The following is a 15,505-nucleotide window of genomic DNA, read 5'->3' on the forward strand; positions in this document are numbered from 1 at the left end:
GTCATGGCGTCCCGTTTCGTGGACCGTGCGGTGATCCACCTGACCGCCGGTGACGGTGGGAACGGCTGCGCCTCGGTGCACCGCGAGAAGTTCAAGCCCCTCGGTGGCCCGGACGGCGGCAACGGCGGCAACGGCGGCGACGTCCTGCTGATCGTCGACGGAGGCGTGCACACCCTGCTCGACTTCCACTTCCGCCCGCACGCCCGCGCCGGCAACGGCAAGATGGGCCAGGGCGGCAACCGCTCCGGAGCGGCGGGCGACACGCTGGAGATGCGCGTCCCGTCGGGCACCGTCGTGATGACCGAGGACGGCGAGATCCTGGCCGACCTGGTCGGCTCCGGAGCCACCTTCGTCGCCGCTCAGGGCGGTCGTGGCGGCCTCGGCAACGCGTCGCTGGCCTCCAGCACGCGCAAGGCGCCCGGATTCGCGCTGCTGGGCGAGCCGGGGGAGAGCCGGAACCTCGTCCTGGAGCTGCGTTCGGTCGCCGACGTCGGCCTGCTCGGCTTCCCGTCCGCGGGCAAGTCTTCGCTGATCTCGGTGCTGTCCGCGGCCAAGCCGAAGATCGCCGACTACCCGTTCACCACCCTGGTGCCGAACCTGGGCGTGATCACCGCTGGCTCGACCGTGTTCACCATGGCCGACGTCCCGGGCCTGATCCCCGGCGCGAGCGAGGGCAAGGGCCTCGGCCTCGACTTCCTGCGGCATATCGAGCGGTGCGCGGTGCTGGTGCACGTCATCGACTGCGCCACCTTCGAACCCGGGCGCGATCCACTGTCCGATATGGACGCTCTCGAAGCGGAACTCGCCCGCTACACCCCGAGCCTCGGCGGCGACCTCGCCGACCGGCCGCGGGTGGTGGTGCTCAACAAGATCGACGTCCCGGACGCCGCCGAACTCGCCGAGTTCGTGCGCCCGGAACTGGAGGCCCGCGGGCTCAGTGTGTTCGAGATCTCCACGGCTTCCCGCCAGGGGCTGAAGGAATTGACCTACGCGCTCGCCGCCGTGGTCGAGAAGTACCGTGCCGAGCAGCCGGAACCGGAGCCGGAGAAGGTCGTGCTGCGGCCGATGGCCGTCAACGACGCGGGCTTCACCGTCGAGGTCGATCCCGAGGAGGAGGGCGCTTTCATCGTGCGCGGTGTCCGCCCGGAGCGGTGGATCCGCCAGACGACCTTCGGCAACGACGAGGCCGTCGGCTACCTAGCGGACCGGTTGCAGCGTCTCGGCGTCGAAGAGGCACTGGCCCGCAAGGGCGCCGTGCCGGGGAGCCCGGTCACCATCGGCGACGTCCAGTTCGAATGGGAGCCGTCGACCCCGGCCGGGGTCGCGGTGCACATGTCGGGCCGGGGCACCGACGTCCGGCTGGAGAACAACAGCCGGATCGGTGCTTCCGAGCGCAAGGAAGCCCGCCGGATCCGCCGCGACGGCCCGGACGGTGTCGAAGACGGAACGGACGACGAGTGAGCTCGACTCGGACGGCGATCGCCGACGCGAAGCGGGTGGTCGTCAAGGTCGGTTCCTCCGCGCTGACCACCGCCGGCGACGGTCTCGACGTGACCAGGCTGGACGCGCTGGTCGACGCGATCGCCGACCGGGTCGCCCGCGGCACGCAGATCGTGCTGGTGTCCTCGGGGGCGATCGGCGCGGGTCTGGCGCCGCTCGCCCTCGGCAAGCGACCGCGTGACCTCGCCACCCAGCAGGCCGCGGCCAGCGTCGGGCAGCTCGCGCTCGCCCACGCCTACGCCGAGTCGTTCGGCCGGTTTTCCCTGACCGTCGGCCAGGTGCTGCTGACGTCGGACGACGTCGTGCGCCGCGCGCACTACCGCAACGCGCAGAACACGTTCACCCGTCTGCTGGCCCTCGGCGCGGTTCCCGTGGTCAACGAGAACGACACCGTGGCCACCGAAGAGATCCGCTTCGGCGACAACGACCGGCTCGCCGCATTGGTCGCCCATCTGATCGGCGCCGACGCGCTCGTCCTTCTGTCCGATGTGGACGGTCTGTACGACGGGGATCCCCGTGACGGCGCGACTCACAAGATCGCCGAGGTCGCCGATGAGTCCGATGTGGACGGGATCACCGTTGGCATGTCGAGCTCCGGGCTCGGTACCGGCGGCATGGTCTCGAAGCTCGCCGCGGCCCGTACCGCCGCCAGCGCCGGTATTCCGGTCCTCCTCGCCGCCGCTTCCGAGGCCGCCCGCGCCCTGACCACGGCCGAGGTCGGCACGGCTTTCGTCGCCGCGGACTCCCGCCTGTCGGCCCGCCGGTTCTGGCTGGGTTACGCCGCGGGCGCGTCCGGGAAGCTGCATCTCGACGACGGTGCCGTCACGGCCGTCGTCCGCCGCCGCCGTTCCCTGCTCGCCGCCGGGATCACCGGCGTCGACGGTGACTTCCATGCGGGCGACGTCGTCGACCTGGTGGATCTCCGGCAGCGCACCGTGGCTCGGGGCGTCGTCGCCTTCGATGCTGGGGAACTGCCCGACCTCATCGGCCGTTCCAGCCACGACCTGCCCGCCGATCAGCGGCGCGAGGTCGTCCACGCCGACGACCTCGTCCCCCTCCGCCGTTAGGGCACCAGCCCCGGGGTCAGGGCGATTTCACGAAGCTGGGCTTCGCTCAGCGGGGGAAGTTCCCGCTGCGCCGGTGGGTCCGGCCGTTCGTCTGTGCTCGCTTCGGTGCTGTTGGATGAGGTGATGCTGACGATGGCCTGCTCGGTCCGGTAGGCGGCCTGGTAGAAGACGAAACCCGGGCTGCCGGGCTTCTTGGTCGTCGACTCCACCAGGGTCCCGCCGCGGATCAGGCTCGCCGAGCAGGTGGTCGGAGCCGGGACCTGGACTTCGCAGGCGGTTCCTGCCGAAAGCAGTGTGCCGTCGTTGGTCACCAGTTCGACGAAGACCGAACCCGTCCGATCGCCCACGTCGGACGACAACAGGTAGAGCATTTTTCCGGGCGTCGGGTAGGCCTCCAGCCTGAGGGGGTCGGCCGGAGTGACATAGGCGCGGATCGCTCGTTCGAGCAGGCAGGACAAGCGCACCTTGGCCGCCTCGGGGCTTTCCTCGGGTGACTTTTCGCCGCAGGGCGAAGTCGCCGCAGGCTCGCTCCGGTCGGGATACGCGACGGAAACGATCCCCATCGGAATCCCCGCCGCGGCCACCGCGGCCACCGCGACTGCCGTCGTCAGGCGGCGCCGCCGTGAGCGTCGGCCCGCGGCGAGCACACCTTTCCCGGTGAGCCCGATCGGCGGCTCGGCTTCGGACACATGCTCCTGCAGCGCGGAGCGGACATCCTGGTCTTCCATGGCTACTCCTTGCTCGTCGGGGAGGGCAGGACGGCGCGCAGAGCCTCGACCCCGCGGGCGGTCTGGCTTTTGACGGTGCCTTCGGCGACACCGAGCAGCGAAGCCACTTCAGCGACCGAAAGGTCCTCAAGGAAACGAAGAACGACCATCGCGCGTTGGCGCGGTGTCAGGCCGCTCAGTACCCGCTCGAGGTCGATCCGCTCATGACTGTCGTGACCCGGTGGCGCTGCCCGCTCGGGCGGCGACGAGGTCACCAGCTCCTTGCCGCGTTTGCGCCGTCCGGTGAGGAAGGCGTTCAGCAGGATCCGGCGCGCGTAGGCGTCGACGGTGTCCGGCCGGACGCGCCGCCAGCGCCGGTACAACTGGATGAACATGGCCTGCACCAGGTCTTCGGCGCCGTGCCAGTCGCCGCACATACCGAACGCGAGTCGCCGGAACCGCTGTACGCGGGCCTCGAAGTACTCGCTGAAGTCGTTGTCTCTCGCCTGTCCCATCGGCCGCCTCCCCCTCTACGTCCTGTCCTCTCTAGGCAGGAAGGTGCTCGGAAGGTTCAAGCGACAGCAGGGGACCTTTGCTATCGCTTCCCCGGTTCGGTGAGGTGCCCGACGAGCCGCGCCAGCTGTTCGCCGTAGGCGTCGGCGAATTCGGCCGAGTTCGGGTCCTGGCCCGTGACCGCCCGCACGACGCGAGGGAGTGCCAGCGCGGCACTCGACGCGGCCATGAAAATCACCAGCAGGAACGCGGGATCGAGATCGGCGGGGAAGTCGCCCGCCGCCTGCCGTGCCTGGACGTACTCCACCTGGCGCTGAAGGAATCCGCGCTGGCCTTCGACACCGATCGCGTCGGGCGCGCCGTCGGTCAGGTTCTCCCAGAGGAACAGTTTGGCGAGATCGTGGTCCCGCACCCCGGACTGGGCGAAGAAGCGCACGACGTCGGCGAAGGGCATGTCGTGCTCGGAGGCCGCGACGTAGTCGTCGTACATCGTCGCGGTCAGCGCGTTGTACAGCCCTTCCTTGCCTCCGAAGTAGTACGAGATCAACTGCTTGTTCACACCAGCTTTCGCGGCGATCTCGCTGACGCGTGCCGCGGCGTAGCCCTTCGCGCCGAATTCGACCTTCGCCGCCTCCAGAAGTTGCGCCTTGGTGCGCTCGGGATCGCGCTGGCGTTCGGCGGGGGCGCGGCGAGGGCTGCGCGGGGTGGCTTCGGACATGGGTTCACCTTAACCACTGACTCTATCAAACGTACGGTTGACTTTATTACCCGTTCGGTTGATAGTGGGCGTCAGAAGAAGGAGGTCCCATGACCACGAGAATCGCGATCATCGGCGGCGGCACGGGCGGGCTCTGCCTGGCGCAAGGGCTGCGCAAGGCGGGCGTCGACGTGTCCGTCCACGAGCGCAGCCGTACCCGGACCGAGCGGCTGCAGGGCTATCGCGTGCACATCAACCCGCACGGCTCGGCTGCGCTGCACGAATGTCTGCCGCCCGAGTTGTGGGAACGGTTTTTGGCCACGACCGGTACGACGAGCGGGGCCTTCACCTTCGTGACGGAGCGGTTGAAGGAGCTGATGGTGATCGACAGTGAATTGACGTGGAGCCCGGATCCCGCGTCGAACCATCATTCGGTCAGCCGGATCAGCCTGCATCAGGTGCTGTCCGCCGGTCTCGACGGAGTTCTCCACCATGGCAAGGAATTCGCCGGCTATCGCCGCGAGGGGGAAGTGGTCGTCTGCGAGTTCGCCGACGGGAGCACCGTCGAGGCCGACCTGGTCATCGGCGCCGACGGGGCCAATTCCCGGGTACGTGAACAGTTTCTGCCCGGCGCCGTCCGGGTGGACACCGAAATCGTCGCGATCGCGGGCAAGCATCCGCTGACCGAAGAGGCGCGCAAACGCTTGCCCGCCCGGCTTACCGACGGCCCGAGCATGGTGATCCCGCGTACCGGCGCCGGATTGTTCAGCGCACCGCACGAGCTGAACGGCGCCTTGTCGGTCAACGACGAGACCGCCGACTACGACCCCGTCCTGTTCGACAACACCGCGAGCTACCTCATGTGGGCGTTCGCGGCGGACAACCGGCGCTATCCCGATCATTTGTCCTCATTGGACGGTGAAGCTCTCCGCACTCTTGTGCTGGACCTGATCGACGGCTGGGATCCCGCGTTCAAGGAACTGGTCGCCGGCTCGCCCGCCGGTTCGGTGTCCCGGCTGCCGATCTTCACGTCGAAGCCCGTCGAGCCGTGGCCGACGGGCAACATCACCCTGCTCGGCGACGCGATCCACAGCATGACGCCCTTCCGCGGCATCGGCGCGAACACCGCGCTCCGGGACGCGCAACTGTTGTGCCGCAACCTCGTCGCCGCCCGGGAGACCGGCGCGGTGCGCCCGGCGATCGCCGACTACGAGCAGCGAATGCGGGACTACGGCTTCGCGGCGGTCCGCGACTCGGAGCGCAGTGCACGCCGGTTCGTGTCGCGAAACCGGGCGGCCCGCACGATGGCACGGGGAATGTTCCGCTTCTTCCAGGCCGTCCCTCCGTTGAAGCGCAAGGTCTTCAGCGACCTCGGCGACTCATAGCCTGTCAGGGGTCGAGATGCCGAGCAGGGACAAGCCCAGCGTCAGCGTCTTCGACGTGAGTTCGGCCAGCAGCAGCCGTGAGTCGCGGACGCCGGGACTCTCCGCGTCCAGCACCGGGCACTGTTCGTAGAACCGCGAGAACACGACCGCCGTTTCGTAGAGGTACGTGCACAGCTTGTGAGGGAGATACCCGGCGGTCGCCGCGCCGACCGCCTCGGGGAAGCGGATCAGCGCGAGCGCCAGTGCCCGTTCGGCTGGATGGCCGAGCAGAACCCGCACACCGGCGAGATCCTGATCCGCCCTCGCCAGCACGGAACGGATCCGCGCGTTGGCGTACTGCAGATAGACCGACGTGTTCCCGTTCTTGGCGAGCATCCGTTCCCAGGAGAAGACGTAATCACGCCCGCGATCGCCGGAAAGGTCGGCGTATTTGAGCGCGCCGATCCCGATCGCCTCGGCGACCTCTTCCCTGACCTCGGGGGAGAGGTCGTCCCGGCCGTCGATCACTTCGGCGGCTTGGGAAACCGCTTCGGCAAGCAGATCGGAAAGGCGGACCAATTCGCCCGCCCGGGTCTTCATGGCGTGACCGTCTTCGCCGAGCACCGAGCCGAACCCGATGTGCTCGGCCCGTTGCCCCTCCCGGAGCCAGCCTGCCGCCCGGCACACGGCGAACACCATCGCGAAATGCTGCGCTTGGGGCGCTCCGACGACGTAAAGCAGGTCGGTGACCTCGCGCTGTTCCGTCCAGTAGCGCAGGGTCGCGAGATCGGTGGCCGCGTAGCCGTAGCCGCCGTCCCGTTTGCGCACGATGAGCGGCAGCGGCTCGCCTTCCCGGTTGAGGAAGCCGTCAGGGAAGACACAGACGGCGCCGTCGCTGATCGCGGTCAGTCCGGCGTTGGTCAGATCGTCCACGACCGCGGCGAGAAACGGGTTGTAGAAACTCTCGCCGTAGACGTCCCCGCTCGACAGGCCGATCCCGAGGAGTTCGTAGACCTGGGTGAAGTGCCGTGTCGACTCGTCGACCAGCTGCCGCCACAACGACAAGGTCTCTTGGTCGCCACTTTGAAGGAGCACCACACGCGCGCGTGAGCGGGTCGCGAAGTCCTCGTCGTTCTCGAACCTCGACCGGGCGGCCTGATAGAAGCCGTTGAGATCCCTGATCGTGTGAGGAGCCGACGGGCGCTCGTCGAGCAGACGCTCGATCAGCATGCCGAACGGGGTACCCCAGTCGCCGAGATGGTTGTGCGGGATGACGTCGTGCCCGGCGAACCGCAGCAGCCGCGCGATCGCGTCACCGATGACTGTGGGCCGGAGATGCCCGACATGCATTTCCTTCGCCGCGTTCGGGCCGCTGTAGTCGATGGCGATCCGCCGCGGCCACGGCGTCACCGCGGCGCCGAGCCGCGGGTCACCGTCGAGCGCGGTCGCCCGGTCTTCCAGCCAGGACGAACGCAGCGTGAAGTTGAGGAAGCCCGGCCCCGCGACCTCCGGCGGCTCGGCGAGATCGGCGACGTCGAGCCGTGCCGCGATGCCGGCGGCGATCTCCCTCGGCGCCCTCCCGAGCTGCTTGCCCAGATTCATCGCGAGGTCGCACTGATAGTCAACACCGGCCCGCGACGAGACCCGCACCACGGCGGACGGCGGCTCGATGTCGATGACGTGGCGAAGGGCGGCCATCACGCGTCGCGCCAATTCCTCGCTTACATCGCCGAACAACACGGTGTCCCTCCTTCTCACTCGTCGTAGGAGCGCGAGGGTAGCCACCTCGGGACGTCGTCAGCGACGGAGTTTTCAGCGCAGGTCGCTGCCCTTGGTCTCCGGCAGGGTCCGGATGACGAAGAACGCGATCACCGCGCCGGCGGCCACGTACCAGAAGAACAACGTTGACAAGCCGGCGTCGGACAGCGCGGTGAGCACCAGGGGAGCGGTGCCGCCGAACAGCGCGACGGTCAGGTTGTACCAGGCGCCGATGCCCACGCCGCGCAGTTCCGTGGGGAACAGTTCGCTCATGATCGCGGGCGCGATCGACGTCAGCGCCGTGTACAGACAGAGTCCGACGCAGAACACGACGAGCAGCCCCGGCAGTCCCGGACGGACCAAAGTGGACAACGGGACGATGAGGATCGCGGTCGCCGCCGACCAGACGAGCAGCTGCGGTTTGCGGCCGAAGCGATCGGACAGCGCGCCCATCGGGTACTGCAGAGCGATGAACAACGCGGTCGCGATCGACAACGCCAGGAACACGTCAACGTCGTCGGCCTTGCGGGTTTTGACCGCGAAGGACGTCAGTGCGCTGAAGAACGTGTAGTAGCAAAGGGTCGACAGCATCGAGAAGCCCACGAGCTGCCCGACGGCGCGCGGGTGCTCGCGCAGAGTGGTGCGCAGCGGTCGCTCGACCCGGCGCGCGGTCGACTTCTTCTCCTCGAAGATTTCGGTTTCGGCGAGACTGCGCCGGAGCCACAGGCCGATGATGCCGAGGACACCGCCGAGCAGGAACGGAATCCGCCAGCCGTACGCGGTCAGATCCGCTTTGGACATCGTCCGCGCGAGCACGAATCCGAGAATCGAGGCGATCAAGACGGCGGAACCGGTCGAGATGTAGAAGAACGCGGAGTACCGGCCGCGGCGCGCGGGCGGCGCGATCTCACCCAAGTACGCCGAGGCGTTGGAGATCTCGCCGCCCAGCGACAGACCCTGTGCCACCCTTGCCAGCAGCAACAGGATCGGGGCCAGCCAGCCGACCTGATCGAACGTCGGCAGGAGACCGATGGCCACCGAACCACCTGCCATCAGCACGATGGTCAGGAGCATCGCCGGCTTCCGCCCCCTGACGTCGGCGAAACGGCCGAGCAACATCCCGCCGAGCGGCCGGAAGAAGAACGCCAGCGCGTACGTGGCGAAAGTGTTGATCAGCGCCAGGGCTTCGTTGCCCTTCGGGAAGAACTCACTGGCGAAGTAGATGCTGAAGGTCGCGTAGATGGTCCAGTCGAACCACTCCAGCGCGTTCCCCACACTGGCGGCGAACAGTTTCTTCACCGGGAGCCGATGCCCCAGCCGCTCCGTCGTTGAGTCCACCATCGGCAACCTCCGTACTCGCGCGTCGACGGAACCTTGCCAGAAAGTTCCCGTGCGGGAAAGAACCTGTCGAATGCCGGGATCGGTCCGAGGTGACCGGGATGTGGTCGACGGCCCATGCCAGCGCCTTGTCCGCGACCTCATCCCAGCCGTCCTGGCCGACGATGTAGTGCGTGCGGCCGGGGAACTCGAGGTACCCGGCGACCGACGGTGACTTGCGGTACCGCTCGACGTTCTCCTTGGTCATCGAAGGCGGGACGATGTGGTCCGCGGTGCCGGCGATCATCAGCAGTGGCGCCCGGTCAGGCTTCGCAAGGTCGACCTTCGTCACCGCTTTGGGGTTGAAGTTGGCGAAGGCGCCTTGGAACAGCACGCGTGCGGCGGCCGGGATGTGACACCGGTCGTAGACCTTCCGCGACTCTTCTTCCGTCAGGCTGTTGGTGAAGGCGCAGTGGAACTGCTTCGGCGTGAGCGGCGCGGGCCTTTCTGAGGTTGAACGGGTTTCCCAGTACCGGCCGCGCCGTGCGGAGCGAGGACAGCGGAAGCCGGAGCACGCCCTTCACCGGCCCCGAGTCGATCGCGACTCCGGCGGCGCCAACCCCTCGGTCGAGCAGTAACCGGACGAACACCCCGCCGAACGAGTGGCCTGTGATGATCGGTGGCTTGTCCAGCGCGCGGATGATCCGTTCGTAGTGGTCGACGATTTCCTCGATGCCAGGTTCTCGAGTGGCCGGGGGTCGCGCCGCAGCGCCTCCGCGCCGGCTTCGAGCCCGGGTCAGGCCGGGGTGAGCACCTTAAAGCCGAGGTTCTCGTAACGCTCCATCTAACATTTCCAGCTCAAGGTGCCATCCAGGGTCCGTAGGACGATCGTGTCGGCGGCCGCCGGGCGGATCTCGTGCTCATCTTTTACTCCAGCTTGCAGCGAAACAGAACGTTCTGTTTTGACGGGAGGCCAAACGCGAGCCAGGAAGGTTGGGGGGTCGGCAAACGAGACAGAGCCTTCTGTCGCGCTCGCCTAATTCGGCTTACGGCTCCTGAGTCATGAGGTACTGGCGAGTGCGAACGGCAGAACGGCGCGAGCCCCAGCCCGGCGGAGCAGACGCGCGGCCAGCGTGACCGTCCACCCGGTGTCGATCAGATCGTCGACCAGCAAGACCGGCCCCTCGGCCGCGGCGACCCTGGCGGCGAGGTCGTCGGGAAGACTGAGCCGCTTCCACAGATCGGCCAGCCGCTGGGCGCTGTTCGCCTGCCGCGGAGGCGGCCCCGCCGAGGCGATGGCGCCCAGGTATTCCAGCCGTCCGATCGAGGCCAGCTTCGTCGCCAGACCGTGGACCAGCTGAGGCCGAGTGGCGGACGGTACCTCCACCACCGCGACCGGACGCTCCGCCCACTGCCAGCCCTTGAGTACCTCGATACAGGCTTGGAAGACCGGATCGGGAAGCTCGGCGTCCGCCGTCGACGGCCCGACGAGTTCGCGCAGTCGCGTGCCCCAGCCGACGTCGGTCACCCGGCCGACGACCTGACCGGTTTCGGCCTGCTCGCCCGCCGGCAACCGCCCGGAGAGGGGGACGTCCAGCCCTGCCATCCCGGTCGGCCACATCTTCCGTGGCGCGACCTCGACTCCCGGCCGGCGCAGGCGTTGCCGGGTGGCGTCGACGACGTCATCGGAAATCGTGGTGTCCCAATACTTTCCGGTGCAGTTGTCGCATCGGCCGCACGGTGTCGCCTCGGGATCGTCCAGCTGCTTTCGCAGGTATTCCATCCGGCAGCCGGTGGTTTCGAGGTAGGCGAGCATGGCGTTCTGTTCGTTGGTCCGCGCCGCGCTCACGCGCGCGTAGCGTTCCTTGTCGTACTGCCACTCTTCGCCGGTGCCCTCCCAGCCGCCCTTCACCCGGCGGACGGCGCCGTCGACGTCCAGCACCTTGAGGACCATCTCCAGCCGTGACCGGGACAGCTCGACGAACGGTTCGAGCGCGGGAGTCGACAGTGGACGGTCCGCGTACGCCAGTGCCTTGAGCACCTGGGTCACCCGCAGTTCGTCCGGGAAGGCCAGTGAACCGAAGTATGCCCAGATGTCCTTGTCCTCGTGGCCCGGCAACAGGATCACTTCGGCACGATCGACACCACGTCCGGCACGGCCGACCTGCTGGTAGTACGCGATCGGCGAGGACGGGGCGCCGAGGTGGACGACGAATCCCAGGTCCGGCTTGTCGAATCCCATGCCCAGCGCCGAAGTGGCCACCAGCGCCTTGACGTTGTTGTTCAGCAGATCGTCTTCGGCCGCTTGCCGGTCCGCCGGATCCGTCTTCCCGGTGTACGCGGCGACCGGATAGCCGCGCTCGGTCAGCAGGCCTGCCACGTCGTGCGCGGCCGCGACGGTGAGCGTGTAGATGATCCCGGAGCCCGGCAGTTCCTCCAGGTGTTCGGCCAGCCAGGCGAGCCGGGCCTGCGACGTCGGCAGCTTGGCCACCGACAGATGGAGACTTTCGCGGTCCAAGGTCCCGCGCAGGACGAGGGTGCCGCCGCCGTTGCCGATGCCGAGTTGTTCGGCGACGTCGGTCGCCACCCGGTCGTTCGCGGTCGCGGTGGTGGCGAGGACCGGGACCCCCTCGGGCAAATCCTTCAGCAGTGTTCGCAGCCGCCGGTAGTCCGGCCGGAAGTCGTGGCCCCAGTCCGAGATGCAGTGCGCCTCGTCGACCACGAGCAGTCCGGCGCTCGCGGTCAGCTTCGGCAGGACGGTGTCGCGGAAGTCCGGGTTGTTCAGCCGCTCCGGGCTGACCAGCAGGACGTCGACCTCGCCCGCCGCGATCGCGGCCTGGACCTGATCCCATTCCTGCGGGTTCGCGGAGTTCATCGTCACCGCGTGGATCCCCGCCCTCGCGGCCGCGGAGATCTGGTTGCGCATCAGTGCCAGCAGCGGCGAGATGATCACGGTGGGGCCTTCACCGCGTTCTCGCAGCAGCGCGGTCGCCAGGAAGTACACCGCCGACTTCCCCCAGCCGGTGCGCTGGACGACGAGCGCGCGACGGCGGTGCGCGACCAGCGCCTCGATGGCCGTCCACTGGTCTTCGCGCAGCCGGGCGCCGTCGCCCGCCAGCGCCCGGAGGAGGGTCTCGGCGCGGTCCCGGAGAGTTGAGGTGTCCACGTCCCCACCTCTACCCCATGCCACCGACGAAGTCGCGAGCGGCATGTCGTGAACGGACCGTTCATCCATGGAACCGACGGTAATGTGACCCAGATCACTCACTGCTGGTGGGTCCGGCGACCCGAGCGGGACCGCTCCGCCGGTGTATAGGCTCACGACCCATGTCACCACGCAGGATCGGGGTCATGGGTGGCACCTTCGACCCCGTGCACCACGGACACCTCGTCGCGGCCAGTGAGGTCCAGTCCCGGTTCGCGCTCGACGAGGTCATCTTCGTGCCTACCGGGCAGCCGTGGCAGAAGTCAGACAGGGTGGTCACCCGGGCCGAGGACCGCTACCTGATGACGGTGATCGCGACCGCGTCCAACCCCGTCTTCTCGGTCAGCCGCGTCGACATCGACCGCGTCGGGCAGACCTACACCGTCGACACCCTGCGCGACCTGCGTGCGGAGTATCCGGACGACCAGCTGTTCTTCATCACCGGCGCCGACGCGCTCGAACAGATCCTCACCTGGCGCAACGCCGACGAGCTGTTCGACCTGGCGCATTTCATCGGGGTCACCAGGCCGGGTTATCGCCTCAATTCGCAGCATCTGCCGAGTGGGAAGGTGAGCCTGGTCGAGGTGACCGCGATGGCGATCTCGTCCACCGCCTGCCGCGAGCGGGTCGAAGGCGGGGAGCCCGTCTGGTACCTCGTCCCCGACGGTGTGGTGCGCTACATCGCCAAAAAGGACCTCTATCGCAAAGACCGCCGTGGCTGACCGGGTACTCTCGTCGGGCGCACCTGCGAGTTAAAGCCATCTTTGAGGAGAACTGTGACAGCCACGTCCGAGGCACGGGAGCTGGCCGTAGCGGCCGCGCATGCGGCGGCGGACAAGAAGGCGAGCGACGTGGTCGTGCTGGACGTGTCCGACCAGCTGGTGATCACCGACGCCTTCGTGATCGCGTCCGCGCCCAACGAGCGCCAGGTCGGCGCGATCGTCGACAACGTCGAAGAGCAGCTGCGGCTCGGCGGGCACAAGCCCGTTCGCCGTGAAGGCGCCCGCGAGGGCCGCTGGGTGCTGCTGGACTACGTCGACGTCGTGATCCACGTCCAGCACCAGGAGGAACGCTCGTTCTACGGTCTCGAGCGGCTCTGGAAGGACTGCCCGCGGATCGAGGTCGCCGGTTTGGAGACACCCGCCGAGGAGGACCCCGCCGACGCGCAAGGTGCTTCGTGAGTCCGCGGCGGCTGGTGCTCTGGCGTCACGGCGAGACCGACTACAACGCGGCGGGCCGGATGCAGGGGCATCTGGACTCCGCGCTGACACCGGTCGGCTGGAACCAGGCCCGGTTCGCCGTGCCCGCGCTCGCCAGGTTCTCACCGGATCTGGTGATCGCCTCGGATCTGCGCCGCGCGACCGACACGGCCACCGTGCTCACGGAGGCCATCGGCGTCCCGCTGCGGATCGACAAGCGCCTTCGGGAAACCCATCTGGGTGAATGGCAGGGCTTCACCGGCCAGCAGGTCGACGAGGCCTACCCGGGCGAGCGCGCCCGCTGGCGGGTCGACGCGACCTGGGCGCCGCCCGGTGGCGAGTCGCGGGTGGACGTCGCCGAACGCGCCCTGGAAGTCGTCGCCGACCTGGATCAGCCCAACGCCGACGCCGGCGACGCCGTGCTGTTGGCCACGCACGGCGGCCTGATCATCGCGCTGACCGCGAAGCTGCTCGGCCTGCCGGTCTCGTCCTGGCCGTCGCTGGGCGGGATCGCGAACTGCCACTGGGTCGAGCTGGCCCGGCGTGACGGCGCCTGGCGCCTGGCCGCCTACAACGCGGGAATCACCGGCTGATCCATGGCCCCGCGCCTGCTGGTGTTCGGCGATTCCCTCAGCTTCCACGGCCCGGACGGCCCGCTCGCCGCCGACGACGCGCGTCTGTGGCCCAACATCGCCGCCGAAGCGCTCGGTGGCGACGCGGACCTCGTCGCCGGGTTCGGCTGGACCGCCCGTGACGCCTGGTGGTCGCTGATCGGCGACCCGCGGGTCTGGGCCGATCTGCACCACGTCGACGCCGTCGTGCTGGCCGTCGGGAGCATGGACACCTTGCCCTCGCCGTTGCCCACCTATCTGCGCACAGGCCTGCGCTACCTGCGTCCCGACCCGCTGCGGAGGGTGGTCCGCAAGACCTACCTGGCCGCTCAACCGCGGCTCGCGATCGCCCTTCGGGGACGTCCGGTGGTCTTGCCGTCGAAGCTGACCGTCCACTACCTCGACACCGCTGTCGGCGCACTGCGGGTGCTGCGACCGGAACTGCCGATCTTCGGCATCCTGCCGTCCGTGCACCGGTCCGACGCCTACGGCCGGGTGCACACGGCCCGTGCCGGTGCCGCCGCCGCCATCGCCGGCTGGGGGCGTCGGGCGGACGTGCCACTGCTGGATCTGGGAGCCGTCGTCGGCGACCACGTGCTGAGCGGCCGGGGCAATCCGGACGGGATGCACTGGGGCTGGGAAGGACATGCCGCCGTCGGCGCGGAAATGGCCCGACTGATGGCTCCGGTGTTGCGCCCGGCGGCAACGTAGGCTGGCTGCCGTGTCGGTCGCCGTAGTCACGGATTCCACCGCCCACCTGCCGGAAGGCTTCGCCGAACGGAACGGGATCCGGGTGGTCCCGCTGCACGTCCTCGTGGACGGCGTCGTCTTCCTCGACGGCGTCGAAATGGGGCCCGCGGCCCTGGCCGAAGCGCTCGGCAGACGCAGCATGGTGACGACCTCCCGGCCGACACCCGCCGAATTCGTCAAGGAGTTCCGGGCGGCGCTGGCCGGCGGCGCGGACGCCGTCGTGTCGGTCCACCTGTCCCGGGAGCTGTCCGGGACCTGGGAGGCGGCGGTGCTCGCGGCCCAGGAGGTCGGGCCGGACAAGGTACGCGTGGTCGATTCGCGCAGCACCGCGATGGGACTCGGTTTCGCCGCCTTGCGTGCGGCGAGTGCCGCCGCGGACGGGGCAGGACCGGCCGAGGTGGAGGCGGCGGCGGTCGACGCGGTGAGCCGTTCGGAGACCTTGTTCGCCGTCGAGACCCTCGAATACCTGCGCCGGGGCGGTCGGATCGGCCCGGCGGCCGCCCTGCTCGGCACGGCGCTCGCGGTGAAACCGGTGCTCCACATGTCCGAAGGCAGGATCCAGCCGCTGGAGAAGGTGCGGACGATGAACCGCGCGGTGGCGCGGCTGGTCGAACTCGCCGTGAAGGCGGCCGACGGAGGACTCGCCGACATCGCCGTCCACCACCTGGCTTCACCGGAGCGTGCCGTCGAACTGGCCAACCGGCTGGAGGAGTCCATCAGTTGCCCGGACGGCTGTGTGGTGTCGGAGATCGGTGCCGTCATCGGGGCCCACACCGGTCCCGGTGTGCTCGGTGTCGTGATCCAGCGAATGGGCTGA

General features: G+C 68.7%; 15 protein-coding genes. 8 read left to right on the plus strand and 7 right to left on the minus strand.

The annotated features are described in order from the left end of the window. Nucleotides 1-3 precede the first annotated feature (3 nt). Complete coding sequence (gene obgE, locus BS329_RS33450; RefSeq protein ID WP_076166192.1) at nucleotides 4-1,461, plus strand: GTPase ObgE; 1,458 nt, start codon at nucleotides 4-6, stop codon at nucleotides 1,459-1,461. Next, nucleotides 1,458-2,567 carry a glutamate 5-kinase gene (gene proB, locus BS329_RS33455; protein WP_076166194.1) on the plus strand — a complete coding sequence of 370 codons (1,110 nt, stop codon included), beginning with the start codon at nucleotides 1,458-1,460 and terminating at the stop codon, nucleotides 2,565-2,567. Before obgE ends, proB begins: the two co-directional genes overlap by 4 nt. Here the strand turns inward: proB and BS329_RS33460 are convergent. The 3 genes from BS329_RS33460 to BS329_RS33470 form a co-directional block, all read right to left on the minus strand. Next, entirely contained in the window at nucleotides 2,564-3,295 is a 732-nt protein-coding gene (locus BS329_RS33460) for a hypothetical protein (protein WP_076166195.1), read from the minus strand. The genes proB and BS329_RS33460 overlap by 4 nt on opposite strands. A gap of 2 nt (nucleotides 3,296-3,297) precedes the next feature. After that, the gene (locus BS329_RS33465) at nucleotides 3,298-3,789 is read right to left on the minus strand and encodes a SigE family RNA polymerase sigma factor (protein ID WP_076166197.1); all 492 of its coding nucleotides are present in this window, start codon (nucleotides 3,787-3,789) and stop codon (nucleotides 3,298-3,300) included. 80 nt (nucleotides 3,790-3,869) lie between these two features. Then, nucleotides 3,870-4,505: a TetR/AcrR family transcriptional regulator gene (locus BS329_RS33470; RefSeq protein ID WP_076166198.1), complete on the minus strand. Its 636-nt coding sequence runs from the start codon at nucleotides 4,503-4,505 to the stop codon at nucleotides 3,870-3,872. A gap of 89 nt (nucleotides 4,506-4,594) precedes the next feature. Between BS329_RS33470 and BS329_RS33475 the strand changes: the two genes are divergently transcribed. Next, nucleotides 4,595-5,869, plus strand: coding sequence for an FAD-dependent oxidoreductase (locus BS329_RS33475; RefSeq protein WP_076166200.1), 1,275 nt, complete (start codon nucleotides 4,595-4,597; stop codon nucleotides 5,867-5,869). On the opposite strand, the gene argS is transcribed toward BS329_RS33475, so the two are convergent. The 4 genes from argS to BS329_RS33495 all read right to left on the minus strand — a co-directional run bounded on the left by argS (nucleotide 5,864) and on the right by BS329_RS33495 (nucleotide 12,089). Further along, complete coding sequence (gene argS / locus BS329_RS33480; protein ID WP_076166201.1) at nucleotides 5,864-7,588, minus strand: arginine--tRNA ligase; 1,725 nt, start codon at nucleotides 7,586-7,588, stop codon at nucleotides 5,864-5,866. The two genes, BS329_RS33475 and argS, sit on opposite strands and share 6 nt — an antisense overlap. 72 nt (nucleotides 7,589-7,660) lie before the next feature. After that, nucleotides 7,661-8,947 carry an MFS transporter gene (locus BS329_RS33485; RefSeq protein ID WP_076166203.1) on the minus strand — a complete coding sequence of 429 codons (1,287 nt, stop codon included), beginning with the start codon at nucleotides 8,945-8,947 and terminating at the stop codon, nucleotides 7,661-7,663. 299 nt (nucleotides 8,948-9,246) lie between these two features. Beyond that, nucleotides 9,247-9,723, minus strand: coding sequence for an alpha/beta fold hydrolase (locus tag BS329_RS45585; protein WP_084750507.1), 477 nt, complete (start codon nucleotides 9,721-9,723; stop codon nucleotides 9,247-9,249). Between the two features lie 260 nt (nucleotides 9,724-9,983). Next, nucleotides 9,984-12,089: a RecQ family ATP-dependent DNA helicase gene (locus BS329_RS33495; protein ID WP_076166206.1), complete on the minus strand. Its 2,106-nt coding sequence runs from the start codon at nucleotides 12,087-12,089 to the stop codon at nucleotides 9,984-9,986. 161 nt (nucleotides 12,090-12,250) lie between these two features. On the opposite strand from BS329_RS33495, the gene nadD reads away from it, so the two are divergent. Genes nadD through BS329_RS33520 form a run of 5 tightly spaced genes read left to right on the plus strand, consistent with a single transcriptional unit; the run spans nucleotide 12,251 to nucleotide 15,505 of the window. Next, nucleotides 12,251-12,850: a nicotinate-nucleotide adenylyltransferase gene (gene nadD / locus BS329_RS33500; RefSeq protein WP_076166208.1), complete on the plus strand. Its 600-nt coding sequence runs from the start codon at nucleotides 12,251-12,253 to the stop codon at nucleotides 12,848-12,850. Between the two features lie 54 nt (nucleotides 12,851-12,904). Then, nucleotides 12,905-13,309, plus strand: a complete 405-nt coding sequence (rsfS, locus tag BS329_RS33505; protein ID WP_016332398.1) for a ribosome silencing factor — start codon at nucleotides 12,905-12,907, stop codon at nucleotides 13,307-13,309. Then, on the plus strand, nucleotides 13,306-13,920 hold the full coding sequence (locus tag BS329_RS33510) for a histidine phosphatase family protein (protein ID WP_076166211.1): 615 nt from the start codon (nucleotides 13,306-13,308) through the stop codon (nucleotides 13,918-13,920). Before rsfS ends, BS329_RS33510 begins: the two co-directional genes overlap by 4 nt. 3 nt (nucleotides 13,921-13,923) lie before the next feature. Further along, a complete protein-coding gene (gene octT, locus BS329_RS33515) occupies nucleotides 13,924-14,649 on the plus strand; it encodes a diglucosylglycerate octanoyltransferase (RefSeq protein ID WP_076166214.1) in 726 nt (241 codons plus the stop codon). Nucleotides 14,650-14,659: 10 nt separating this feature from the next. Continuing rightward, nucleotides 14,660-15,505, plus strand: a complete 846-nt coding sequence (locus BS329_RS33520; RefSeq protein ID WP_076166217.1) for a DegV family protein — start codon at nucleotides 14,660-14,662, stop codon at nucleotides 15,503-15,505.

The sequence above is a fragment of the Amycolatopsis coloradensis genome, assembly GCF_001953865.1.
GTDB classification, from domain to species: Bacteria; Actinomycetota; Actinomycetes; order Mycobacteriales; family Pseudonocardiaceae; genus Amycolatopsis; species Amycolatopsis coloradensis.